This window comes from Ruegeria sp. HKCCD6426, assembly GCF_057221115.1.
Genome location: NZ_JBWVBF010000002.1, coordinates 736570 through 760873, shown reverse-complemented (window position 1 = coordinate 760873; position 24304 = coordinate 736570). Strand labels below are relative to the sequence as shown.

General features: G+C 54.6%; 19 protein-coding genes. 4 read left to right on the top strand and 15 right to left on the bottom strand.

Features of this window, described 5'->3' with window-relative positions; genetic code table 11:
• Positions 1-14: 14 nt before the first annotated feature.
• Together AC2TDA_RS08445 and AC2TDA_RS08440 are read right to left on the bottom strand one after the other, a co-directional pair.
• Complete coding sequence (locus AC2TDA_RS08445; RefSeq protein ID WP_480877362.1) at positions 15-1532, bottom strand: GumC family protein; 1518 nt, start codon at positions 1530-1532, stop codon at positions 15-17.
• Positions 1533-1591: 59 nt separating this feature from the next.
• Positions 1592-2374 carry an ExeA family protein gene (locus AC2TDA_RS08440; protein ID WP_480845384.1) on the bottom strand — a complete coding sequence of 261 codons (783 nt, stop codon included), beginning with the start codon at positions 2372-2374 and terminating at the stop codon, positions 1592-1594.
• 1173 nt (positions 2375-3547) lie between these two features.
• Between AC2TDA_RS08440 and AC2TDA_RS08435 the strand changes: the two genes are divergently transcribed.
• From AC2TDA_RS08435 to AC2TDA_RS08420, 4 genes are all read left to right on the top strand, one after another.
• Positions 3548-4246, top strand: coding sequence for a sugar transferase (locus tag AC2TDA_RS08435; RefSeq protein ID WP_480845383.1), 699 nt, complete (start codon positions 3548-3550; stop codon positions 4244-4246).
• 215 nt (positions 4247-4461) lie between these two features.
• Positions 4462-5040: a polysaccharide biosynthesis/export family protein gene (locus tag AC2TDA_RS08430; protein ID WP_480845382.1), complete on the top strand. Its 579-nt coding sequence runs from the start codon at positions 4462-4464 to the stop codon at positions 5038-5040.
• Between the two features lie 26 nt (positions 5041-5066).
• Positions 5067-6473 carry a hypothetical protein gene (locus tag AC2TDA_RS08425; protein WP_480877364.1) on the top strand — a complete coding sequence of 469 codons (1407 nt, stop codon included), beginning with the start codon at positions 5067-5069 and terminating at the stop codon, positions 6471-6473.
• Between the two features lie 164 nt (positions 6474-6637).
• Positions 6638-8041 carry an oligosaccharide flippase family protein gene (locus AC2TDA_RS08420; protein WP_480877366.1) on the top strand — a complete coding sequence of 468 codons (1404 nt, stop codon included), beginning with the start codon at positions 6638-6640 and terminating at the stop codon, positions 8039-8041.
• A 176-nt stretch (positions 8042-8217) separates the two neighbouring features.
• On the opposite strand, the gene AC2TDA_RS08415 is transcribed toward AC2TDA_RS08420, so the two are convergent.
• The 13 genes from AC2TDA_RS08415 to purH form a co-directional block, all read right to left on the bottom strand.
• On the bottom strand, positions 8218-9576 hold the full coding sequence (locus AC2TDA_RS08415) for an O-antigen ligase family protein (protein WP_480877368.1): 1359 nt from the start codon (positions 9574-9576) through the stop codon (positions 8218-8220).
• Between the two features lie 26 nt (positions 9577-9602).
• Positions 9603-10538: a glycosyltransferase family 2 protein gene (locus tag AC2TDA_RS08410; protein ID WP_480877370.1), complete on the bottom strand. Its 936-nt coding sequence runs from the start codon at positions 10536-10538 to the stop codon at positions 9603-9605.
• A 212-nt stretch (positions 10539-10750) separates the two neighbouring features.
• Positions 10751-12742, bottom strand: coding sequence for a right-handed parallel beta-helix repeat-containing protein (locus AC2TDA_RS08405; RefSeq protein ID WP_480877372.1), 1992 nt, complete (start codon positions 12740-12742; stop codon positions 10751-10753).
• A 425-nt stretch (positions 12743-13167) separates the two neighbouring features.
• Entirely contained in the window at positions 13168-15000 is a 1833-nt protein-coding gene (locus tag AC2TDA_RS08400) for a type I secretion system permease/ATPase (RefSeq protein ID WP_480877374.1), read from the bottom strand.
• A 234-nt stretch (positions 15001-15234) separates the two neighbouring features.
• Positions 15235-16107 carry a glucose-1-phosphate thymidylyltransferase RfbA gene (rfbA, locus tag AC2TDA_RS08395; RefSeq protein WP_480877375.1) on the bottom strand — a complete coding sequence of 291 codons (873 nt, stop codon included), beginning with the start codon at positions 16105-16107 and terminating at the stop codon, positions 15235-15237.
• Positions 16107-16952 carry a dTDP-4-dehydrorhamnose reductase gene (rfbD, locus tag AC2TDA_RS08390; protein WP_480877377.1) on the bottom strand — a complete coding sequence of 282 codons (846 nt, stop codon included), beginning with the start codon at positions 16950-16952 and terminating at the stop codon, positions 16107-16109. The genes rfbA and rfbD overlap by 1 nt, the downstream gene beginning before the upstream one ends.
• Positions 16949-17989, bottom strand: coding sequence for a dTDP-glucose 4,6-dehydratase (gene rfbB / locus AC2TDA_RS08385; RefSeq protein WP_480877379.1), 1041 nt, complete (start codon positions 17987-17989; stop codon positions 16949-16951). The genes rfbD and rfbB overlap by 4 nt, the downstream gene beginning before the upstream one ends.
• The gene (gene rfbC / locus AC2TDA_RS08380; RefSeq protein WP_480845370.1) at positions 17986-18546 is read right to left on the bottom strand and encodes a dTDP-4-dehydrorhamnose 3,5-epimerase; all 561 of its coding nucleotides are present in this window, start codon (positions 18544-18546) and stop codon (positions 17986-17988) included. The genes rfbB and rfbC overlap by 4 nt, the downstream gene beginning before the upstream one ends.
• Before the next feature lie 388 nt (positions 18547-18934).
• Positions 18935-20239, bottom strand: coding sequence for a M16 family metallopeptidase (locus AC2TDA_RS08375; RefSeq protein WP_480877381.1), 1305 nt, complete (start codon positions 20237-20239; stop codon positions 18935-18937).
• Entirely contained in the window at positions 20236-21576 is a 1341-nt protein-coding gene (locus tag AC2TDA_RS08370; protein ID WP_480877382.1) for a M16 family metallopeptidase, read from the bottom strand. Before AC2TDA_RS08370 ends, AC2TDA_RS08375 begins: the two co-directional genes overlap by 4 nt.
• 86 nt (positions 21577-21662) lie before the next feature.
• Positions 21663-22178, bottom strand: a complete 516-nt coding sequence (locus AC2TDA_RS08365) for a DUF3035 domain-containing protein (protein ID WP_480845366.1) — start codon at positions 22176-22178, stop codon at positions 21663-21665.
• A 50-nt stretch (positions 22179-22228) separates the two neighbouring features.
• Positions 22229-22705 carry a signal peptidase II gene (gene lspA / locus AC2TDA_RS08360; RefSeq protein WP_480845365.1) on the bottom strand — a complete coding sequence of 159 codons (477 nt, stop codon included), beginning with the start codon at positions 22703-22705 and terminating at the stop codon, positions 22229-22231.
• Positions 22705-24294, bottom strand: coding sequence for a bifunctional phosphoribosylaminoimidazolecarboxamide formyltransferase/IMP cyclohydrolase (gene purH / locus AC2TDA_RS08355; RefSeq protein ID WP_480845363.1), 1590 nt, complete (start codon positions 24292-24294; stop codon positions 22705-22707). Before purH ends, lspA begins: the two co-directional genes overlap by 1 nt.
• Positions 24295-24304: the final 10 nt, after the last annotated feature.

Below are 24304 nucleotides of genomic sequence, written 5' to 3'. Positions count from 1 at the left end.
CCAAATTACACCCATCACGCGAAACCCATCTTTTCGATGAACGGAAGGAACATTTCGTCAAGCGGTTGATAATAAACATGAACTGCATAGACCAATGCTGATACCACGATTACTACTGCCGTAAACCAGGCCATCCCGCGTATCCGTGCGCGAACGCGATCCGCTGCCGTCACGATGTTGGGGATGGTCGCTAAAGGTGTTACATTCAGGCGGGTTACCAAATCCTGCGGACGGTGAATGGACTGATCGACGATCATCAACAGGACAACCATGGCAAACCCGGTCATTATGCCCATAAGTGTTCCACCAGCCGCAATGATCAGCCGGTTGGGCTTGCTGGGGTAATCCGGTATCGAAGGTGGCTCGATCACGACCACACGCTGCCCCTGATTGCCTGCGATGATCTCTTTACTGGCTGCAGCGTCGGCAAGCTTGGCCCGCACATCGGAATACTGAGCCTGAATATTGTCCCGTTCCAGCGTCAATTCTTCCAGTTTGATCGCGTTAATGGGAGTTTGCTCAATTGTTGTAGTCACGGTTGCAAGCTGAATCTGGGCATCCGACTTTTGACGCTCGATGTCGGCGACGCGCGCATCAATGTCAGCCAACTGGGAGTCCAGCAGCGGGTTTCCGGTCGTACCGGGTTTCGTCTGCGGAGTCGGCTGTAGCCGAACCACTTGTTCCAGCTGCCTGATCTTGGCTTCCAGAACTTTCACCTGGGGATGTTCGCTGGAATACAGCGCCATGGCGTCGTTAAGCTGAGACCGCAAGAGTCGTAGCTGTTGCTGCTCGGGTGTCAGATTTGGCCCGGCGGGTGTCCCGGCGACTTGCCCCGTAGATTCAAATATCTGGATCAAGCGCACGCGCTGATCTAACAGCACTGACTGATCGCGATCGTATTGCGCCAGCCGATCCTGCAGATTGCGCTGTTGATTCAGCCTTGTATCAAGGCTTTCCGGCAGGGCTTCCAGATTGTTGCTTTTGAAGTCCAGTATACGCGCATTCTGATCCGCCAGCTTTTGACGCAGATCTGCTTCAAGACGCTCGTAGAACTGAAGCTTTTGTGCGGCGTTTTGAATGCCTTCGTCGGCCCCGATCTGCGCAAGGATTTCCAGATATTCCTCAAGCACCCATGCCGCGTGCTCCGGGTCGCGAGCTTCGAAGCTTATGTCCAGGAATGTTGCTTCGCCCCGACGCGCCCGGCTCCAAAGTGTTGTATGGCTGCGCATCCAGTCTTCGATTTCATCCGGGCTTTTTACGTCCTGATCAGGCATCGGACGAACGACATCGGCAATCGTCAGCAGATTGGCCCGAGTCATCAGCTTGCCCTGCGCAATCTGTAGTTGCGCCAGTTCTGGCGCCAACTGCGCAGACGGATCGTCAATTTTAGGACGTTCCACTGCAAGGCGGGCAGCCGATACGTAGGACGGCGGCAAGGTCTGAGCTAGTGTGATCGCCACAGCGGAAATCAGTACCGCCACAATCAGAAAAATCGGCAGCCGCCGCAAAAACAGAGATAAATAGTACCGCACGTCCAACACTTGTCTCAGAACCTCTTACTCAGTAATTTCGGTAACACCCAAATGTGGCATTAACCTGTCCTGCCCTCCGGCATCACGCGATCGCTCGAGTGAAGAAACAGCAGGTCGCTGTTGTCTTTGCCTTGCTCCAACGACAGCCCGCCAAAAAAGACACCGTCCTTGAGAACGGATTTGACTACTCTCAGCGACACGACCTTGGCCTCATCGCTCCAGGCATACATCATCGCGAACTCGCAGAGCTGATTTACAAGCCGGGGCACACCCTGCGTTGCCTGATAGATGGCCTTGCACGCACCAGAAGTGAACTCTTTGCCAGTGCCGCCAGCCGCGACAAGGCGATGCGAGATGTATCCAATCACCGTTTTCTCATCCATACGATCCAGATGGAAGCTGGCGGCGACACGCTGAGCCAGCTGGCGCATGGACGGTGACAAGACCATATCCCTGAGTTCGGGCTGACCCACCAGAATCAATTGAATGAGCTCATCTTTGTTGCTGTTAATATTGGTTAGCATCCGCAGTTCTTCCAGCCCCTCGGCAGAAAGATTCTGTGCCTCGTCAATGATAAGAACGACGCGCCGTCCGGCTGCGTATTCGCTGATCATGAACTCCTGAAAGCGCTGAAACATCGCTACATAGCTTTCTTCGGCATCGAACGGCAAAGAAAGCGCATTCAGCACCCATTGCAACAACTCTCCACGCCCACCTTGGGCGTTGGAAATCAGGCCGATCGTTACCTGTTCGTCATCCACTCGCGAAAGAAGTTTCTGCACCAATGTCGTTTTTCCGGCGCCGATTTCCCCGGTCACAAGCGTGATCGGCGACCGCGACATAATTCCGAACTCCAGAACCGAAAACGCTCGTTTGTGCTGCGCGGACCAATACAGAAAGCTCGGATCCGGAACCAGCGTAAAGGGCCGCTCATTCAGTCCGAAAAACCTTGTATACAACTCATCGGAACTCATCTTGTGATGTCGACTTTCTCCGAACACAACCAAACCTACAGAAAAACATAGCATGAATGTCTAACAAGCATAACCAAAGACCCGCTGGAACCGTGCCCTAGATCAGCTTTCTGGCTGATTCAGTTTATTGATGCAAATTGTCAGGCGGTTGATGCTCGATTTCCGTTCAATACCTAGGCATTGACTGAAATATAGTCAGAAATGGAAACAATACCAGAGCGGGCATTTTTTCAACTCAAGATTCACCGAGCGAGTGGAAACCCTGCCAAAAAGAGATTTCAGTTGAAGCCAGGTTTCGCCTTTGCGGTTTCACCTGAGAATTTTGCACGCATTTAGACAACATGCGCGTCAAAGATCGTCGACCGATGGCTCACGGCCCTGAGTCCACGTCGCTCATGCCACAGCTGGCGCGGCCCTCTGCAACAAGATTTGAGAAGGCCCGCAACTTTCTGGCACCCAATTCTTCCACGCGTGAGCCAGCAAGCTCACATCACCCGCTTGAGGTCAAATTGCTGGGCGCCTTCTTTCACGATCCCTCACCAATGAGCCAGAGTCGTTAATTTTCTGTTGCCAAGTGCCGTTAAACCAATTGCGTGGACAGAATGGACTCAACCTCGGCCTCACTCGGAGATCTTGGGGAAAATCTGAAGGTTAAACAGCGGACATGGCACGACAGATATCGGCGAAAAGTATCCAAGGATGCGATCACGATAGATTCAGCCCTTACTTCGAAACGGGCCCTGAGTCCCCTCCCGGCGCATCAATGATCAGCGCCGAACACAATTACATTCAGCCGAGAAACAATCTCGACTTGAAGACACCTGCATTTTGCGGTAACAATACCTTATTTATCAGCTGCTTAATGAGGTTCCGGAAATTTTTTTTAGAAATGGGTGAAAATTATGGCGACATTCTTGCGGAAAAGCGGACAATACAAAGCAAGATCAGTTTGGTACTTTTTTGAGAGTGATCGTTTGTCGATCAAGTAACGAGTAAAGCCTGAGCGTGCTGTGTGCTCAAGTGCTTGGAGTAAAGTTGGTAATGGCAACACATATGCAAAACTTCGACGCTGCCAAGGATATTGCCTCTCATCGGCATGTTCGCGCGAAGCAGGTCCGCCCACGCACATCCGCGCGATTCTATCGAGACTACCTCAAGCGAGCGCTGGATATCGCATTCATCCTTCTGACAATTCCGATCGCGGTTCCGTTGATCGCCGTTCTGGCGCTGATCGCGTCGCGTGACGGGGCTGCGCCGTTCTACAGGCAGTCCAGAGTCGGCCGTAACGGCGTCACCTTCACCATGTTCAAAATCCGTACAATGGTTAACGACGCCGATGATCGGCTGGAGCGTTACCTGGCAGATAACCCTTCTGCCAGCGTGGAGTGGGATAGCACGCAGAAACTGAAGGACGATCCGCGCATTACGTCCATTGGACACTTCATGCGCCGGTCTTCGCTGGATGAGTTGCCCCAGCTGTGGAACGTTCTGCGAGGAGATATGTCGCTGATTGGCCCGCGCCCGATGATGGTCAGCCAAAAGGCTCTGTATCCCGATCGCGCATATTACGAGATGCGTCCTGGCATAACCGGCCTGTGGCAAGTTTCAGATCGAAATGAAACGACTTTTGCCGACAGAGCAAACTTTGACACGCGCTACTGCGAAACGTTGTCCTTCAAGAATGACCTGCTGATACTGTTCAAAACCGTTGGTGCTGTCTTGCGATGCACCGGGCACTGACCGGGCAAGTCGCCCGTCATGTCGCCTCTGAAAAGAAAGCCAGCCAGTCTGGATGCCGACAAAGGGAGGGTCGGCGAAACACGCAAGGACGACGTAGCACGCTAAACAACGAGCCGTATTTTTGCCTCATGTCTCGTCTAGACTACGAAAATATTCTTCACATAGCCCAACTTAGGGTTAAGCTTACAAAACCTTCAACACCCGGGGGAGACGTTATGAAAAAACTCCTTTGCAGCCTTGTCATCACTATGTTGATGGCCACAGGCCTGATGACATCTGACGCTTCTGCGCAAGGATACCGGATCAAGCCCGGCGACATTTTGCAGATCGAAGTTCTCGAGGATGCCAGCCTCAACCGCCAAGCCTTGGTATTGCCTGATGGGTCGATCAACCTTCCGATTGTCGGATCCATTCCAGCTGCCGGGGCTTCCGTCGGCGAACTGCGTGGCACTCTGACCAGTCGTCTGGCGCCAAACTTTGCAGCACCGCCAACGGTATTCGTTTCCGTAGGCGCTCTGGCGACGCCAACTTTGCAAACGGGCATTGTGAACGGTCGGGACATTTTCATTACTGGTGAAGTCACCATTCCCGGCAAGATTCTCGTATCCAGCAACGCAACAATTCTGCAGGCCATTGCCGAAGCAGGCGGTTTGACCCGGTTTGCAGCAGGGAAACGCATCCAACTGCGTCGTGGAAGCAACGTCTATAACTACAATTACTATACCAATACCGGTAATGTTGCACTTCAGGCAGGTGACGTTATCGTGATCCCGCAACGTAAACTCTTCGAATAACCATTGCCCAAGAGCAGGGGGCCAAGGTGAACAAAAAACAGTATCTGACTGCGGTGCTGGCAGCAACGACTGCACTTGCATCGGCAACTACAGCAACAGGCCAGTCAGCTCCAGGTACACAGTCAGCCCCCGGTGGGCTGACTTTGACGTATGGGATTAGCTCGGCACTACGCGCAAATGACAACTTCGGTCTGGACACGACCCCCCCGGGGGACACGATCATACTGGATACCACTCTGTCTTTCGGGCTTTTGAAAGAAACGCAGATCGACACTCTGCAATTGGATCTGTCCGGCATTCTTCGACTGGGTGAAGTTCCCGGCCGCACAGAAACCGTCGAATTCGACGATCCGAATGCTTTCCTTGCTTATACCCGTGACGTCGGGAACAGCCGCTTCTCCGGCGATCTCCGCGTTCGTCAGGTTGACCTGAACTTCGACGACCCACTTCGCGAACTGGACCAAATCAACTCGCAAAGCTTGATCATCGACGACGGTACACGCACGACCAGCACCGCAAATATCTTGTATGAAACGGGTATCAACGATCCTTTCGGCTTTGGTTTCGACCTGCAGTATTTTGATGAACAGTACAAAGACACCACCGATCCTGGTCTGTTCGACAACAATACGTTCCGCTCAAATATCTTTGCGACTTTTGTCTTTTCTCCGGTTACCAACGGTCGGCTGGGCTATGTGTACCTAGACTACGATGGTGACCAGTCCATTCAGGAAGAGCGCGAAGAAAACACAGTTATCTTTGACCTGACCCATGAGATTGACGCGGCCACCAGCTTGGCGGCTTTCCTTGGGTACAAGGAAGTCAATGAAACTGAAGCAATTTTGCCTGCGCGAAGGGAAGATGGGGCGGTTTATGGGGCAACACTCACCCGGTTTCTGAATAACGGGTCTGCCGCGATCGGTTTCGATTCTGATTTGGCAATCACAGGCCGCCGGACAAATGCGGTTGTTTCGCGCTCAATGCTCCTTCCCCGCGGTTCACTTGACGTGTCCCTGGGTGCGTCAAAAGGGGCGACAGGGGACGTCGATCCTATTTACTCGCTTGCTTACACTTACGCCCTCCCCAGGCACGTGTTTAATGCTTCGCTATCACGAGACTTCCGGAACGACTCGCAAGGTGATGATATCCGCGTGACCAGAGCGTCATTAGGGTATTTGGCAACTATCAACTCGATTTCGTTCCTCGACTTCACGGTTGCCTACGCCGCGGTAGACAATGCTGGACCGCCAACACAAGCGGTGACAAATACTGACAACACCACGTTCCGCGCCGCCTATACGCGGTCTCTGACCGAGGATTGGAGCATTTCAGCTGGCTACGAGTACAGACATCGCTTCGAAGAAGGTGTCGGCACCGCCCAGTCCAACGAAATCTTCGTGACCCTGGACCGGCTTTTCGTCGTTCAGCGCTGACGCGGGGTATTGATCACAGGTCGGCGGGAGTTTGGGGCTCGCCCAGGGTCAACACACAATTATGATCGCCTAAAAAATGGCGATCATATAGAGTATAGACGACTGAAGGAGCGGTTTATCGTTTTTTGGTTATAGAGTAGCGCGACTTTCTGGAATTCCGCGACATGTTCAAATCCGCTCTGTTGATACTGTCCGGAAACGCGTTCGGCTCTGCGATGACTTTCGCGCGCAACCTTTTGGTCGCTCGGCTCGTCAGCGTTGAAGACTACGGTATTGCAGCTACTTTCGCGATCAGCATGGCCATTGTCGAGCTTGCATCCAATCTAGGGCTCCAGCAGCTGATCATTCAGGACAAAGACGGCAACGACGAGGACTTGCAGGCAGGCCTACAGGGCTTTCAAGCCCTGCGAGCCGTTATTTCCGCCGCGTTGCTATTCGTTCTCGCTCATCCCATTGCGCAATTTCTCGGTATTCCTGAAGTTGCGTGGGCTTATCAAGTTCTGGCACTCATTCCCCTGCTGAATGGCTTCACTCATTTCGATATTTACAGGTTGCAGCGCCGTCAGATCTTCAAGCCACTGGTACTAAGCACGTCGCTTCCAGCCTTTCTGTCTGTTTTGATTGTGTGGCCTTTGTTTAAGCAACTCGGCGACTATCGCGTGATGCTGTATGCTGTGCTTTTGCAGGGTGTAACTACGGTTGCTCTTTCGCATTTGATGGCCGAACGCCGCTACAAGCTTCGACTTGAAGGGCAAAGAATTCGCCATGCCCTAAATTTTGGGTGGCCATTGCTGATCAACAACGTCCTTCTCGTTCTTGTATTTGAAGGTGAGAAAGTGGTCGTCGGTCGAGAGATGGGGATGGCGGATCTGGCTATCTTTGCGATGGGCTTCACTCTGACAATTACGCCCACTCTGATCCTGGCGAAAAGTACGCAGAGCTTTTTCCTACCTCAACTGTCTGCTGTAAAAAGTGAAGATGACAAATTTGGCCACTTGGCTTATGCGACCATGCAGGCCAGCCTTATGAACGGTCTGCTGCCTGCAGGCATCATTCTGGTATTGGGGGCGGTCTTTGTCACATTTGTCTTGGGCGACAAGTACACCCCGTTGATCCCTTACCTCGTCCCGCTCGCGATCCTGCAAGCCGTACGCGTTTTCAAAACCGGAAGCGCCACAGTTGCCCTGGCCAAAGGGCGGACGACCAACGCCATGTTTGCCAATGCATTCCGGGCGCTATCCTTGCCTCTGTCCTGGTACGCGGCTATTCAGGGCGCCGATCTGTTGGTGATCATTGTAATCGCCACAACCGGAGAGGTGCTGGGCTTCACGACGTCGCTGATTTTGGTGCGCAACCGGCTTGATTTACCTCTGCGGCCAATGGCGGTACCTATTTGCGCTGCTTTCCTGCTACTGGCAGCGACGCCAGTGTTGGAAGCAACTCTCAGCGGATTCTCTTTGTTCTGGACATTTGCGGGCGCCAGTATTTTGCTGGTCTGTTGCTGGGCAACCATGAAGGACTTGCGGAACTATGTCGCACGACGAGTGTTTACCCAATACTCCGAATGATCAGATGATCGTCCGCCTCGCCTGAGGAAACGCGCGCACCCCAGTTTTATGACGGGCATTTGGATTCAGGATCATGCCAGCGTAAAGATGTTTTTCTCAGATAACGACCGCACGGGTATCGAGGGAAATCTCACATCCAATCCGCGCAAACGCGGCAACAATATGCAGCAGTGGCATTACTCTGACGGCTGGGATCGGCGGCCGGATCTGACAGGGAATCTGGTGTAGTGAAGCCTGCGCTTTTGGCCATCTGCCCCTGCAGCGTCAGAATTATCCTCCTTCGGCTGATAGCTAAGGAACCATCCACCAGTCCCGAGCAGGAAGCAAAACAGCACGAATGGGACTTTCCAGAAATGGACCATCCAACCCGCCATAAATAGGCCAAACATCGTAACCAGCCAACCCATCCGGTATTGACGTATGCGTACGTCGGTGAAAGGGCGCCGGATTACCGAAATTACCATGGCCAAAAAGGATCCCAGAAGGAAAACGCCCGCTGGCAATCCGCTCACCATCGCGTAATAAATCCAGAACATGTCAACGCTGTCCGTCATCCAGGCAGGACGCACCCAGTCATTGAAACCAATTCCGAAGATGGGATTGGCAAAGGCGTTTTGCATTCCATATTGAAGGATCAGGATGCGCCCATAGCCGGTCTGAGCGTTTAGTGCGAAGTAACTGATGAATACTTCGACCGGGGTCCGGTTCGAGAGGATGTCGATTGCGATGTACATTATGGTAACCAGTGCGGCCAACCACCACCAACGGTTCTTATGGCGTTTCAGGACAACGTCCCAGCCAATGAGACACATTTGAGCTGTCATCGCCGCCAGCGGTCCTGAGGACAACGAAAAGAAGGCGGTGCCGCTGACCAACGCCGTTCTCCAGATGCGTCCCCAAACACTGGTGCCGTATGAGACGACATAATAGGTCATACCGATCAGAGCGCCGCCATAAACGCCAAAGTGTATTGGATGTTCGAACGGGCCTTGGACACGATCAAATCCCAAACGTTGTTCATGATCGACATCTGGAAATGCCTGGCCGACGTAGCTCCACAGTCGCAGCAGAACATTCTCGGAAGTCAGAGCTTCGATAAGGGCAAAGGGCAACAGCAGAATAAACCCGAAAGCAAGTATTTTCGTGACTTTCTTGAATTGCTCCGGGGTTCTTATGAAGGCCCGGCCAAGCATATAGGAACCCAGAAGTTCGGCCGTGTGAATGCCTGCCCCCTGCCAAACTACGCCTATGCCATGAACAGCAATAATCGCGATGGCCACCCATATGGCCAGCAAGATCATGAGATAGTCAGCCAGAGTACGTCGCCCGGCGTCCCCCCTGGCCCAGGCCCAGATCGCCGGTATAAACAGAAGCAGCACTGCGACCCGGTAGGCCAATAGTTTGAATTGCCCCAACTCGATCGTGAGGGGGACAAGCAGGCTGGCCAGAAAGACAATGATCAGAAAGTTGAGGCGGTTCCCGGCCTTCGCTTTCTCTGGCCTCAGATAGGATCTTTCAAGGTGCGTTACAGACATCTATCAAATGATCTTTTTTCTGCGCGTCAGTATCCGTCCTGCCATTCCCGGCGCCTATGCCAGATTTCGCGCCAGACATCAGCGGCCTCCGGCCGTCGCAAAATACTTAACCCGACCATACGCGACCACGGCCAAAGGCGAAATACGGCTTGGCCAATTTTCCGCTGCCATTTCGGGAAATGATGCATGATAAGCGTCATTTTGGCACGCAAGAGCCTCACCATTTTGTCCGAACGCACCTTTTCAGATGCCCCGGCATAGTGGATTATCTTGGCATCTGGCGTAATTCGCGGCCGCGCTCCTTTCGCACGGGCGCGCAGGCACAGATCGGCCTCTTCTCCGTACATGAAGTATGCCTTGTCAAAGCCGCCCAACTCTTCCCAGAAAGCGCGTTTGATAAGGAAGAAGCACCCCGTTACGATATCGACTTCGTACTCGCTGTCGCGATCCCAGCCCGGAATCGCTTCGGGATTGAACAGGCTGCTTTTTCGAAACAGACTTGAAAAGCCCAGCGCCTGACTAATGACGCCCCAAAGCGTCATACGGTTCCAGGCATTAGTCGGGTTGAGAGACAAATCGCCATAAAATGTTTTACCACCCCAGATTCTGGCTTCCGGGCGTTCGTCTGCAAACTCCAGCAAGTGGTTGATCGCATGGTCCAAAACAACCGTATCTGGATTGAGCAACAGCAGGTACTCGCCATTCGCCTTCATCGCGGCAAGATTGTTGGCCAGCGCAAATCCGTGATTGTCGGACTCAGCCATCAACTGGATATCCGGAAACTCGTCGGCAATAGCTTGTGCCGATCCATCTGTTGAAGCGTTATCAACGACAATCAACTCGTACGGAACCTGCGTTTGTTCCCGAACAGAGCGCAGACATTCCAATGTCATTTCGCGGGTATTGTAGCTGATGACAATAATGGAAACCCGAGGGGATCCGCTGTGATCCGACTGTGTCACTGTTGCACTCATCCAAATTTACTAACACAAGATAACCAACCCTTATATGCAGGTTTTCAGCGTGCTTGTCAGGATTTCCCGCACCTAGTCTGTAAGATTGTAAAATCGCTTAAACATTGATGAGTGGTTGGAAATAATTTCCGCGAATGCCGCCCTATCGTTCTGCATCCTGAAAAAGAAAAAGAGCGCTGGAAAACCAGCGCTCTTTGCAATCAACCGAACACGGCCATGGTATCGTCAACGATAACCGGTGGGTCATAGAAATCGGCTTCGTCGTCGATGCGGAAATCATGTATTTCCCCATCAAATCCATCGCCCCACATTGGACCCACGGACCATCCCCATTCGCGACCGCCTGCACCGACGATGTCCAGATCAAGGCTCTGATCGTCCAGCACCATTCGACCGTCGACGAAGACCTGCAGTCGATCCGTATCGGCATCGATAATCACGGTCAGTTGATGCTGATCCGTGTCATTCAGGCCAAGATCCTCCAGAATAAATCCGTCGTGGAACTTTTTGTCGTTGTTCCCAACCTGGATTTCCAGGCCGTCACCAACCAGCGAGACGCCAATTTTCTTGTGGTTCCAGAGAAGTTTTTCCGTTGCGCCATCCGCTGAGTCGCGCTGGAAGTCGATCGAGAACGACAGCTGATCGGAGTTTTCGAACTCTTTTAGTCGTCCCAAATACGCCTTGTCTTTCGAACCATCAAGATACAGCGCCTGATCACCAGATGCCGTCGTGATAACACTGGCATCACCTTTCAAGGCATTCGACGCCGCCAACGCATCAAAGTCCATGACGAAAGTATCGATCTTGGTAACGTCGATTCCGGCAGTACCGGAAGGCGGCGTCGCAGGATCAACCGGCGTTGGGTCCGGATCCGTCGGAACCGGGTCGGTCGTCGCCGTGTCCGTTGGATCTGGATCCGTTGGTGTCGGGTCAGTCGGTGTCGGGTCCGTCACCGGGTCAGTGGGTGTTGTTGGCGGAATTGGTGTCGGCGTAGGCGTCGTGTTTGACGCCTGACTATCCTCGGGGTGAGCCAACGACGCACCAGCGTTCAACTGATCGATGATGCTGCCCGGCTCCACAACATAGTCGTGATACGGTGTCGAAGCGTTCAACGATTGGTCCGTGAACACATCCCCGTAATAGCCCGCGCCATTCGGATTGGTGTTTTGAACAAGCGCATTGTTTTGAACGTTCCAACTAGATTGACCACCGTACCCGTTGATCTTGGACGTGACGTTCTGATCGATGGTCACATTCGTAGATCCAGAGGCGATGTTGATCTGTGGTGGCGCAATAGCAGCCCTTGCATCCACAAAGCTGGTATCCCCATCCGCGAATGCCAGAGTGTTGTTGCTGACAACAAGACCGTTGGTTTCCCCGACAGTGATCCCATGGGGGTGCGAATTGTAGATCACGTTGTTTTCAATAGTAACATTTTGGTAGTAAAGGGCCGTATTCCCCTTTTCCGCTTCAATGTTCCGCATGAAAATTGTCTGGGTCCAGGCGCTTTGCCCAACATCGAATGTATTGTCCCGAATGATCACATCCGAGGTCGCCTCGGTTGTGTTGTTGGTCCAGAACTGAATCATATCGCGGTGATCGCCCGAGGTGGGGGATGCCTCGAAATCGTGGATATAGTTCTTTTCGATCAGAACGCCTTGTACATCGACAAAGTTCATGCCGTCAGAGCGCAGTGAATGCAGCTCGTTGTTCTGAATGTTAAGGTTCTTACTGTCCGTGAAATGGACACCCTTCCAGAAATCGAAAATTTCGTTTCCGGCCAAGGTGATACCGTTCGAACCATTGACAGTTAAGCCCTTGGCAGCACCGTACCCATTGTCCTCTGCAGTCAAACCGCTTGCGACATCCCCATCGAATGTCGAGTTCACTATGGCAATGTTAGAGCTGTTGTTGATCTGAAAGGGTGTATCCCAGATCTTGTCGCCCTGATTAAAGGTATAGTCGAAAGTCACCCCATCAAAGGTGAGGTTCGACGCTCCATTTAGGTTCATTGATGAAAAGCTCGCGGGTTTGCTCGGATCATCTGATACGATCCGAACCTCGGAGTTGAACTGAGTGTTCAAGTTCAAACTCCCGTAGTCTCCGCTAGCCAGGCGGATTTCATCCCCGCCGCTTGCACTTCCTAACGCAGCAGTGAGTTCTGCCGCGGTACTTACGTTATAAACAGTCATCCGTCCTTAGCTCCTGCTCGGATTTCCAGCCCCACTGAATGGTTATGCGGCTTGGAAACAAAGTGCATCATGGGTGATGATTATTCGGCGGATTACGGCAGAAAGGAGCCGATATTGTGAATGATCGGTGGCTAGTTGCTTATCGTAACCGCTTATTTTAACAAAATAGAGACCAATCGGCAGGGTTCCGCCACAAGATTGGCCCCACGACAAGAAACAATCCCACGAATCTTCCTAAGGTGGAATCAGCCTGGCGCGCTGCAACCAAACATTCTTTATCCGGCTCGCTGATCGATTCCATTTCTGGCAGTCCAGAGGAATCGGCATGGCACCCATGACAGAGGTTCTTTTAATTCGAACTGCCGTTTTATTGGCCCAGCAATCGCACAGAACTCCTGCTACGGGGCATGGTCCGCTTCATGCGATCAGTCCCCGGTCATATCAACCGTTCGCATGGATAATGGCTGCGCAGGTACACCCCTTTTGGTTTTCACAGTAGCGCCGGCTTTCGATCTGGAATGCGCCCCTCCGAGAACATCAACCTTGTTGCCCATCCGCACCATCCGGCCTTCATGCAACAGAAGAACCTTGTTCGCGGCTTCAATGACGTTTGGGCGATGCGCCATGATGACTACGACACATCCACGGGCGCGCAGTTTCCTTATCGCCGCGACAAGGGCATCATTACCATCGGCATCCAAATTCGAATTCGGTTCGTCCAGTACAACGAGTTTTGGCATACCGTAAACGGCGCGCGCCAATCCCAACCCTTGGATTTGCCCGCCTGACAGCGGTTGCGCAGAGGTTCCGATATGGGTTGCAAAGCCATCCGCCATTTCCAGGACAAGGTCATGCACCCCGGCAATACGGGCCGCCTCTGTAATGTCTTCTTCGTTCGCGTTCGTACGAAAGCCCGAGATGTTCTGAGCAATTGTTCCCGGCAACATATCCACCTGTTGCGGCAAATACCCGATATGGTGCCCCAACGCACTGGATTGCCATTTGTCGACTGCCTGCCCATCCATCTGTATGTCGCCAGTATCCGGTTGCCATACTCCAACCAGCAATTTCGCCAAACTGGACTTTCCCGCACCGCTCTTACCAATCACGACCAAACCGTCGCCGGGACCGAGGGAAAACTCGATCTGATCCAGGATACGAGGTCTCGTTGAGTGCGGGCAGCCTTCAGGCGCGGTCTTGCTCAGGTTCTGCACAACGATCCTGGCCTCAGGTATCCCTAGATCTGTCGCCGATGGTTGCTCTACGAACCGATCAAGCGTGTCACACAAGCGTTTATGAGCCTCTGTCGCCCGTCCGATCGAGCGCCATTGACCTATGACCTGATCCATCGGAGCCAACGCTCGCCCGGCCAGGATCGAGGCAGCAATTATCGTGCCAAGCGAAATCTCTTGAATGATCGCCAAATACGCGCCGACCGTTAAAAGCGCCGATTGCAGCAGCAACCTGAAGGACTTCGAAAACGCTGCAAAATACTCTGACCTTTCAGCCCCCGCGCGCACATGGAAAAGACTGGCCTTGCGCAAAGTTGACCAATGCCGAACTACGCTTTGCTTTATTCCCAAGCCCGTAACCATATCGGCGTTGCGCCACGTGCGTTGAAGAAATGCCCTTTCGACTTCGTCAGATTGGGCAGCCCCTTTAATGGAATCTCGGGTAGAGAAACGATTGAAAAGCGCCGCGGCAACCACGATCAGGGCGCCAAGAACGGTCAGCATGCCCAGCCAGGGGTGTATCCAAAAGACTACCACCAGGAAGATGGGAATCCAGGGTAGATCGAACAAACCCAGGATCGCCGGACCGCTGACAAAGCTTCGAACGATCTCGAGATCGCGCAGCGGGCTGTTCGGAAAGGTCTTCTCGTCAATGGCGCTCACGAGCCAGAAATCGCATATCTTTTCACGCAGGTTTTCATCAAGTTTGAAGCTGGCTCGCGACAACAGCCTGGACCGCAGCAATTCGTATAGGCCCAGTAAGGTGAAAAGGATCACCACAATCAGAAAGAGCTGTTTCAGGGTCGAAACTGACCCGCTGGGCAAAACACGATCATAAACCAGAACCAAATAAACCGGGCCCGTTAACATCAGGATGTTGATAAGGGCGCTGAGCAAGCCCACAAGACCCAATGTAGGGCGCATCGCTCTTATGGCCTGACGATAAGGGTTTTGCTGCGGGTCCGCAAAATCCTGATCCACACTTTGCTCGGTCCGAGCCCTATCTTTCACCAACAAACCCACCATCAATACAACAATTCCGGACCAGTCCGTTTCACGGTGCTGACCCTGCTCAAAGAAAATAATGTAAATTATGTACCAAACAGAAACCGGGCGCTACCCAGTGTGTCCGCTCGCGTCATTTCGCGCGAAAATCCGACGGCCTGGGACAAGGGCAAGCCATGAACTTTTGCTTGCGGTTAAGAGGTGCGTTCAGGTCGCTGAGCCAGTGCAATGCAAACAGGTCGATTGGCCAGTTCTCTAGTTCAGAAGACCAGTCAAATAGGCCCCGTACCCATTCTTTGCAAACTTCTCGGCTTCTTGGCTCAACGCTTCGCGGCTGATCCATCCCTGTTGGTACGCGATCTCTTCCGGGCAGCCAGTCTGAAGCCCCTGGCGTTCTTCCAGAGTACGGACAAAGTTGCCGGCATCCAAAAGCGAAGCATGGGTGCCAGTGTCCAGCCACGCATATCCCCGTCCCATGGTTTCTACCTGCAACAACCCTTCCTGAAGATATGATTGCAGCAACTCGGTAATCTCAAGCTCTCCACGCGCCGAAGGTTCTACAGCGCGCGCCCGTTCCGAAGCCGTAGCATCCAGAAAATAGAGACCGGTCACTGCATATCTGGAGGGCGGCACAGCAGGTTTTTCGATGATCTCCCGCGCCCTGCCCTCTTCGTCGAAAGCGACCACGCCATAGCGTTCAGGGTCGGCAACGTGATACCCGAAAACGGTTCCCCCAGTGGGTTTCTCATCCGCTGCCGACATCAGCTGCGGTAACCCGTGACCGAAGAAGATGTTGTCTCCAAGGATCATCGCCGATGGCGCACCGTCCAGAAACTCTTCGGCCAGAATATAGGCCTGTGCCAGACCATCCGGGCTGGGTTGCACCTGATAGCTGAGCTCGACCCCCCATTGCGATCCGTTCCCCAGTGTTTGCTGGAACTGATACTGATCCTGCGGCGTCGTGATGATGCAGATCTCGCGAATCCCTGCCAGCATCAGCACGCTCAGCGGGTAATAGATCATTGGCTTGTCGTAAATCGGAAGCAGCTGTTTGGACAGCCCCATGGTGATCGGGTACAAACGTGTCCCGCTGCCGCCGGCCAGAATGATCCCCTTGCGATCTGTCATCAGATCTCTCCCAAATCTCTTAAAATACTCGTTAAACCAGGCCGCCAATCCGGGCGGTCCAAACCAAAAACCTTTTCGGAGGAACTGCAATCCAAACGTGAATTCAGCGGCCGCCGGGCTGACGTCGGATAGTCACGTGTCAGAATGTCCGTAACACGACAGTCCATTCCGGTTCGCAAAAAAATCTCACGCGCGAAATCGGCCCAACTGATCTCCGGTGTACCGGAATAGTGGTAGATGCCTGTTTTCCCGGGGTCCGCGACAAGTTGGTTCGCGATTGCCACACAGGCCATTGCAATATCCCTCGCCGGGGTGGGTCCGCCGATCTGATCGGACACTACTGTCAGCTCATCCCGCTCTTTGCTCAACCGCAGCATCGTTTTGATGAAGTTCTTCCCATGAGACGAAACAACCCAGGAGGTCCGCAATATCGCGTAACACCCACCTTGTTCCAACACAGCCTGCTCGCCTTTCAGTTTAGAGCGGCCATAGGCCCCCAAGGGCGCGGTTGCATCTCCGGGCAGCCACCCAGTGTTTTCGCTGCCATCAAACACGTAGTCGGTGGAAATCTGAACCATCGGGATGCCCAGTTCAGCGCAGGTGCTGGCCATGGCACCAGGTGCATCACCGTTTGTAACGGTAGCTTCTGCTTCTTGGTCCTCGGCCCGATCCACGGCTGTGAAAGCAGCGGCGTTGATCACTGCGGTAGGCCGATGCCGTTGAATAGCCTCCGCGCAGGTCGAGGGTCGCGACAAGTCCGCCGCTGCCCGATCCAGACACAAGACGCCGGGATGGTCTGCCAACTCTTGCCCCACCTGGCCTGTCTTGCCGAATACAAGTATCACGCCCTCACTCCCAACCGCTCTCCAACACCATGCCGGTTTTGTAGGGTGCGCCACCAGCTTTCATTGTCCAGATACCACTGTACTGTCTTTTCCAAGCCTTCTTCCAGCGTAACAGACGGGCGCCATCCAAGCTCGGTGCGAATGCGCGTCGGGTCGATCGCGTAACGCAGATCGTGGCCCGGGCGGTCAGCTACGAACGTGATTTGCTCGGAATACGGTCGATCCTTAGGGCGTTTATCGTCGAGAATTGCACAGATCGTCCGCACAAGGTCGATATTGCGGGCCTCATTCTCGCCGCCGATATTATAGGACCTTCCAACCTGACCCTTCCGCAATACTGTCAGCAGCGCGTCCGCGTGATCCTCGACATACAGCCAGTCGCGAACATTCTCGCCCTTGCCGTAGACAGGGATCGGCTGACCGGCCAACGCATTCAGGATTACAACGGGGATGAGTTTTTCCGGGAAGTGGTAAGGTCCATAGTTATTCGAACAATTGGACAGCACAACCGGCAACCCATAAGTCTCGTGCCAGGCGCGCACCAGATGGTCGCTAGCTGCTTTGGACGCGGAATAGGGCGAGCGCGGATCGTATGGTGTTTCCTCGGTGAACACGCCGTTTTCGGCAAGCGAGCCGAACACCTCATCAGTGGATATGTGGTGAAAACGGAAGTCATCAGGCTGTCCCTGAGACCGCCAATACGCGCGCGCCGCTTCAAGTAGTGTATAGGTGCCGGTGACGTTGGTCTCGACAAATGCCCCGGGTCCGTCGATTGAACGGTCTACATGAGATTCCGCGGCAAGATGCATCACCGCGTCCGGCTGATGCTGAGCAAAGGCACGGTCCATTGCGGGACGATCACGGATATCAGCCTCGACAAACGTATAGCCCGGAGAACCCGAAACACTTGCCACGTTGTCCAAGCAGGCGGCATAGGTCAGTGCGTCCAGATTGATGACCTGATGCCCTTCGCCAATGGCCTGACGCACCACGGCTGACCCTATGAATCCAGCCCCTCCGGTCACCAGAAGCTTCACGTCGGGCCCTCCCAGACGAAGGGGCTGTCAAACTCAGCGAAAACCGGGGCGTTGACATCCTTTTCGGACAGGATCGGGTTACCTGTCAGACCCCAATCAACACCGCAACTGTCCCAGCGCACCACGCTGTCACACTCAGGCGCATAATAATCGGAACATTTATAGCAGAGCTCAGTGTTCGGTTCCTGCGTCAGGAACCCGTGCAGGAAGCCTTTTGGCACCAGTAGCTGACGCCCGTTTTCCGCGGATAATTCAACACTGACCCATTTCCCGAAAGTAGGTGAGCCCTTTCGGACGTCCACGGCCACATCCAGTAACCGCCCACGCCCGCAGCGCAACAGTTTATCCTGAGCATGCGGCGGAGCCTGAAAATGTAGTCCGCGCAAGGTGCCCTTCTCTACCGACAATGAGTGGTTGTCCTGTAGAAAATCCAATTCAATTCCTAAATCGGCCAGCGTTTTCTTGTTCCAGCTTTCGCTGAAAAAACCCCGTGCGTCAGAAAACCGCTTCGGCGTGAGAACGATAACGCCCGGTAATGCGGTTTCTTCAATTTTCATTAATTAGGTCCCTTTTCAAAAGTGATTTCAGTCTTAGCAATGGCAAATTCATATGTCACTAGGCCCGACACCCACTGAATTGCCGCTTTGAGGGCATATCCCTTGAAGAACAATAGATTCAGGCGAATTGGGCGATTCTCTCGGATAATTTACGTGAACAGCAGCACTCAGCTTGTCGACAATGAGAGCCAGACTGAGGGAATTGTTTACTGGCAAACTGCAAAGGTAATTAGGGCAAAAACGGTAACATGACTAAAGGCCAGTTCCTGGGCTGATTTCAGAACACAGCGAGTAACGCCTGAAATTGCCAAATCTGCGCGTTTTACCTGGGCAGGCATCGGCCCGCCCGCCGGGCGGGGCCGTGTTTGGTGTTATCGCTCAATAACGATCAACCGTCTAATCCAACGGGTTTCCCGACGACGGTGAAATGCAGACCGTCGGGGTCCAGCAGTTCGGATGCAACGCGGTTCACATCTTCCAGGGTCACAGCATTCACCTGATCGTTGCGCGTGGCGATATAGTCAATCGGCAAATCCTCCATCTGCATCCCGACCATTATCCCGGCGATCTGCCCATTCCCATCAAAGCGCAGCGGGTAGGCGCCGGTCAGATAGGTTTTGGCGTCGTCCAGCTCTTTCTGGGTCACACCTTCGGTTGCCGCGCGGGCCCATTCATCGCGGATCACATCCACCGCATCGGCAATCCGGTCGTTGGCCGAAGACACCGAGCCCAAATAAATCGAGGCCAGATCCTTGGGCACAAGATAGGTCGATACACCGTAGGTAAGGCCACGCTTCTCACGCACTTCCTGCATCAGGCGGCTTTCGAAGCCACCACCACCAAGAATGTGATTCAGAAGGTAGGCGGCAAAGAAGTCGGGATCGTCCCGATCAATGCCTTTCTGGGCAAACAGGGCAACCGATTGCGGAGTGTCGAACTCCACCACGCTGACGCCACCGGGAATGTTCACCTCCGCCCTTTCGGGCGTTGGTTTTCCGGTCTCGGGTAGATCCGCCAGCAGCTTATCCAGCAACGCGCCAAGTTCTTCAGCGGTGATGTCACCCACGGCACCCACATACAGGCGATCTTTGGCAAAGACGCCGTCATAGGCGGCTATGATTTCCTCCCGGGTCAGCGCCGAAACGCTTTCGATCGTTCCCTTGCCTTCGGACCCGTATGGGTGGTCACCGTAGGCCATCTCAGCAAAGCTGCGCCCTGCTATATCGTTCGGATCGGTCTGATCCGAACGCAAACCCGACAGAATCTGCGCGCGCACCCGGTCGATCGCATCCTGATCAAAGCGTGGCTCGTGGATCGTGGTCCGCAACAGGTCAATCACATCATCACGGTTTTCGGTCAGAAACTGCGCAGAAATGGCGACCGAGTCATCGGTGGCACGGTATTTGAACGATGCTGCCAGAGATTCCAGCTCGCGCGCATAGGTGCGCGCATCCATGTCCCCAGCACCTTCCTCGATCAGACCGCTCATCAGATAAATGGCACCACGGCTGTCCGGATCGTCCAGCGAAGTGCCACCGCGGAACCGCAACTCCAGCGCAGTGAAGGGGATCGAGTGATCCTCGACCAACCAAGCCGTAATGCCGCCAGGTGAAGTGACCTCTTCGATTTTTATCTCTGCCCAAGCAGGCAGAGCGATGAGACAGACGATCAGAGATGCGAAAAACCGTTTCATTGCGTCACCTCATCGTCGCGCATCAACCACCCGGTTACAGATGCTTCGGGTTGCAGGACATCACGCGCCGCAGCAATGATCTCATCGCCGGTCACGGCCTGCAGAATATCAGGCCAGGCTTGCACGTCCTCGACCGTAAGCCCGCTGGTCAGCGCCCGCCCATAGCGATTGCCGATCCCGTCCACATTGTCGCGCGCATAGGTCTGGGCTGCACGCAGCTGCATCTTGATCCGGTCCAGGTCTTCCTCGTTCACACCTTCGGCAATGAAATCGGCAACGGCCTGATCCATTGCCTCCTCGGCCTCCTGCAGGGACACGCCCTCTGCCGGAACCACGATCAGGTCAAAGGTCGTATCGTCCAGCGAGACACCACGGTAGAACGAGCCGGCATAGACAGCCTTCTGCTGCTCAAGCTGCAGTTTTTCGTTCAGGTAGGACGTCGTGCTGCCGCCGAGCAATTCGGCCAGCAAATACAACGCGGCGGCCTTTTCCTGTGCACCCGCGTCGCGTTCCGGCGCCAGATAGCTGCGCTGAACATAGGGCTGCGCGACCCGAGGGTCTTTGAAAGTCAGACGGCGCTCGGCGGTTTGCGGCGGTTCTTGCGACCGCACCCGTTCCGGCAAATCTGGGTTGGCCGGGATCACACCGTAATACTGATCGGCCAGTGCGCGAACCTCTTCGGGGTCGACATCGCCGGTGACAACCAGAATGGCATTGTTTGGGGAATAATGGATTTGATAGAACGACAGCGCGTCCTCCATATCCAGCTCTTCCATCTCATGCTTCCAGCCGATGATCGGGACGCCGTAGCGATGATTGAGATACTGCGACGCGCTCATTTGTTCGCCGAACAGGGCACGTGGGTTGTTTTCGGTGCGCTGGTTACGCTCTTCCAGGATTACGTCCCGTTCGGTGGCGATATCCTCTTCGGACAGGCGGATATTGCGCATCCGATCTGCCTCCATCCGCATCATCAGTTCAAGCCGGTCGGCGGCGACGCGCTGGAAATAGGCAGTGTAGTCATAAGAGGTGAACGCGTTGTCGTTGCCGCCATTGGCCGCAACAGTGGCGGAAAACTCGCCGGGCGCCAGTGTGTCTGTGCCCTTGAACAACAGGTGTTCCAGGAAATGCGCCACTCCGGACGACCCGATGGGTTCATCCGCCGAGCCCGCCCGGTACCAGACCATGTGCTGCACAACGGGCGCACGATGATCTTCGACCACAACGACATCCATGCCGTTATCCAATGTGAACGTCGTAACCGCCTCGTGCCCTTCACTGGCCAAGAGAGGGGTGGCAGCAAATAGGGCAGCCGAAAATGCAAGGGCCCGAACCATGGGGCGTCCTCCGTTTCGTTTTATGGTGTTCAAACTACGGTGGCGCCGCGCGGGTTCAAGACCGATGACGGAAAGTTAAGAAGAATTCATTCCACCGGCGGTGCCGAAGGTGTCTCGAGCCCTTGCCTGCGCGCCGCTTCGTTCTGTAGGTTGGCATTGAGCGCCTCGCCCTTGTAAGCCTGCGAATAACGGTCGACTGGGAACAGGCGCAGACGGGTGAAGCGCTGCTTGCGTTTGCGGAATTCCGCATCTTCCTGCGCGGTCACCTGCCGAGTATTAGCCGGCACGCCATAGCGGCTGGATGCCGTCACAAGAGCCGCATCAGAAGAGGGAATCGCCGAATTTGGGTTCAGCGCAGAGGCATTGCCACCCAAAGCAACGACAGCATCGGCCTGCGGGTTGGGATCGGTCAGGTTTCCACCGCCCGGTGTTGGTGCGGGCAGAAAGGCATAATCCTTGGGTTGGGTCAGCGGCTTGACCGGCAGAACCGAAAACTCATCAGGTCCTGGCCCCGGCGGCTGAAGATTGCGCAAACCGATGTCAGAGCAGCCAGCAACCGCGGCAGCAAGTGTCAGGGCAAGTATGGCGCGCGGCATCCGCATTATGGTCTCCAGCCAGTTTCAGGCGCTTTTATCGCATATCATCCGGCGCGTCACGAGTGCTTTTTGCCGTCGAACAGCACTAGGCCCAGGGCGCCCGCAAATATGAACACGTCGGCCAGATTGAACACGAACGGGTTGTCGATACCGCAGCAAGACATGTTGAGGAAATCCAAAACATAACCGTAAAGAACCCGGTCTACCACGTTTCCCAGTGCACCGCCGATCAGTAGCCCACCGCAGAACAGCATGAATTTACTAGGTACCGTACGGCCAAGCCAAATCAGCACACCGATACAGATGGCAACAGATATCCCAATCAACACCCAACGGGCGGCCTCGGTATTACCCTGAAAAAGGCCGAAATTGATGCCGCGATTCTCTCCGTATTTGAAAACAACCAAGGGCGGCAGTATGTCGATTCCTCCGGGATGATCGGCCACACGCATAACATGGACGGTCAGGTACTTGCTGATCTGGTCGATCAGCAATGCCGCCAGACCGGCCCACAGGAGCATGCGATACCGCATCAGTGCCGGAAGTGCCGCATGCCGGTGAAGACCATGGCCAACCCTGCTTCGTCGGCGGCCGCAATCACTTCGTCGTCACGCATCGAACCACCGGGCTGGATCACGCAGGTGGCACCGGCTTCGGCAGCCTCCATCAACCCGTCGGGGAAAGGGAAGAACGCATCAGAAGCTACTGCCGAGCCAATCGTCAACGGTTGCGGCAGGCCGAGTACGTCAGCCATACGTTCAGCTTTCTTCGCGGCAATCAGAGCCGAGTCAACACGGCTCATCTGGCCTGCGCCCACACCCACAGTCGCGCCGTCCTTGACGTAGACGATGGCATTGGATTTGACGTGCTTGGCAACTTTCCAGGCGAACAGCAGATCGCGCATCTGTTCATCGGATGGAGCCTTTTTGGTCACGACCTTCAGGTCATCCATACCGACAAAGCCGTTATCTTTGTCTTGAACCAGCAGACCACCTGCAACCTGGCGCACGGTCTTGCCGCCCGCGGTGACATCAGGCAGTCCTTCAGTCGTCAGCAGGCGCAGGTTCTTCTTGGCGGCAAATATCGCTTTGGCCTCATCCGACGCGCCGGGGGCGATCACAACCTCGGTGAAGATACCTGTAATCTCCTGCGCGGTTTCAGCGTCAAGCGGCTGGTTCAACGCCACGATCCCCCCAAAGGCCGAAGTGCGATCACAATCGAACGCGGCCTTGTAGGCCTCGAGCAGAGTTGCACCTTTGGCCACGCCGCACGGGTTGGCGTGCTTGATAATTACACAGGCGGCACCATCGGTGGGATCGAACTCGGCGGCCAGTTCAAAGGCCGCATCGGTGTCGTTGATATTGTTGTAGCTCAGTTCCTTGCCCTGATGCTGCACAGCGGTCGCCACGCCCGGACGGTTGGTACCATCAGTGTAGAATGCTGCCTGCTGATGGCTGTTTTCGCCATAGCGCAGGGTCTGCTTCAGCTCGCCGGCGAAGGCGCGGCGCTTGGGCGCTGCAAGCTCCAGCGCATCGGCCAGCCAGTTCGACACGGCGGTGTCATAGGCGGCGGTGCGAGCATAGGCTTTTTGCGCCAGCTTACGACGGAATTTAGGACAGGTCGCGCCGCCATGCTGATCCATATCGCCCAGCAGCTTGTCGTAATCTTCAACATCCACGACCACGTTGACGAAGGCATGGTTCTTGGCCGCAGCCCGGATCATCGCAGGGCCGCCGATGTCGATATTCTCGACACATTCGTCATAATCCGCACCTTTGGCCACGGTGGCCTCAAATGGGTAGAGATTCACGACCAGCAGGTCGATCGCGCCGATGCCATGCTCGGTCATCGCGGCCACGTGTGTATCGTTGTCGCGCAGAGCCAGCAGGCCCCCGTGAACCATCGGGTGCAGCGTCTTGACCCGACCATCCATCATTTCGGGAAAGCCAGTCACTTCACTGACATCCTTTACGCCCAGACCCGCATCGCGCAGCGTCCTGGCAGTACCACCGGTGGACAACAGCTCGACCCCGCGCTCGGCCAGCGCCTTTCCCAGCTCGATCAGCCCGGTCTTGTCGGAAACGGAAAGCAACGCGCGGCGCACGGGGTGAAGGTCGGTCATGGGTCCAAAG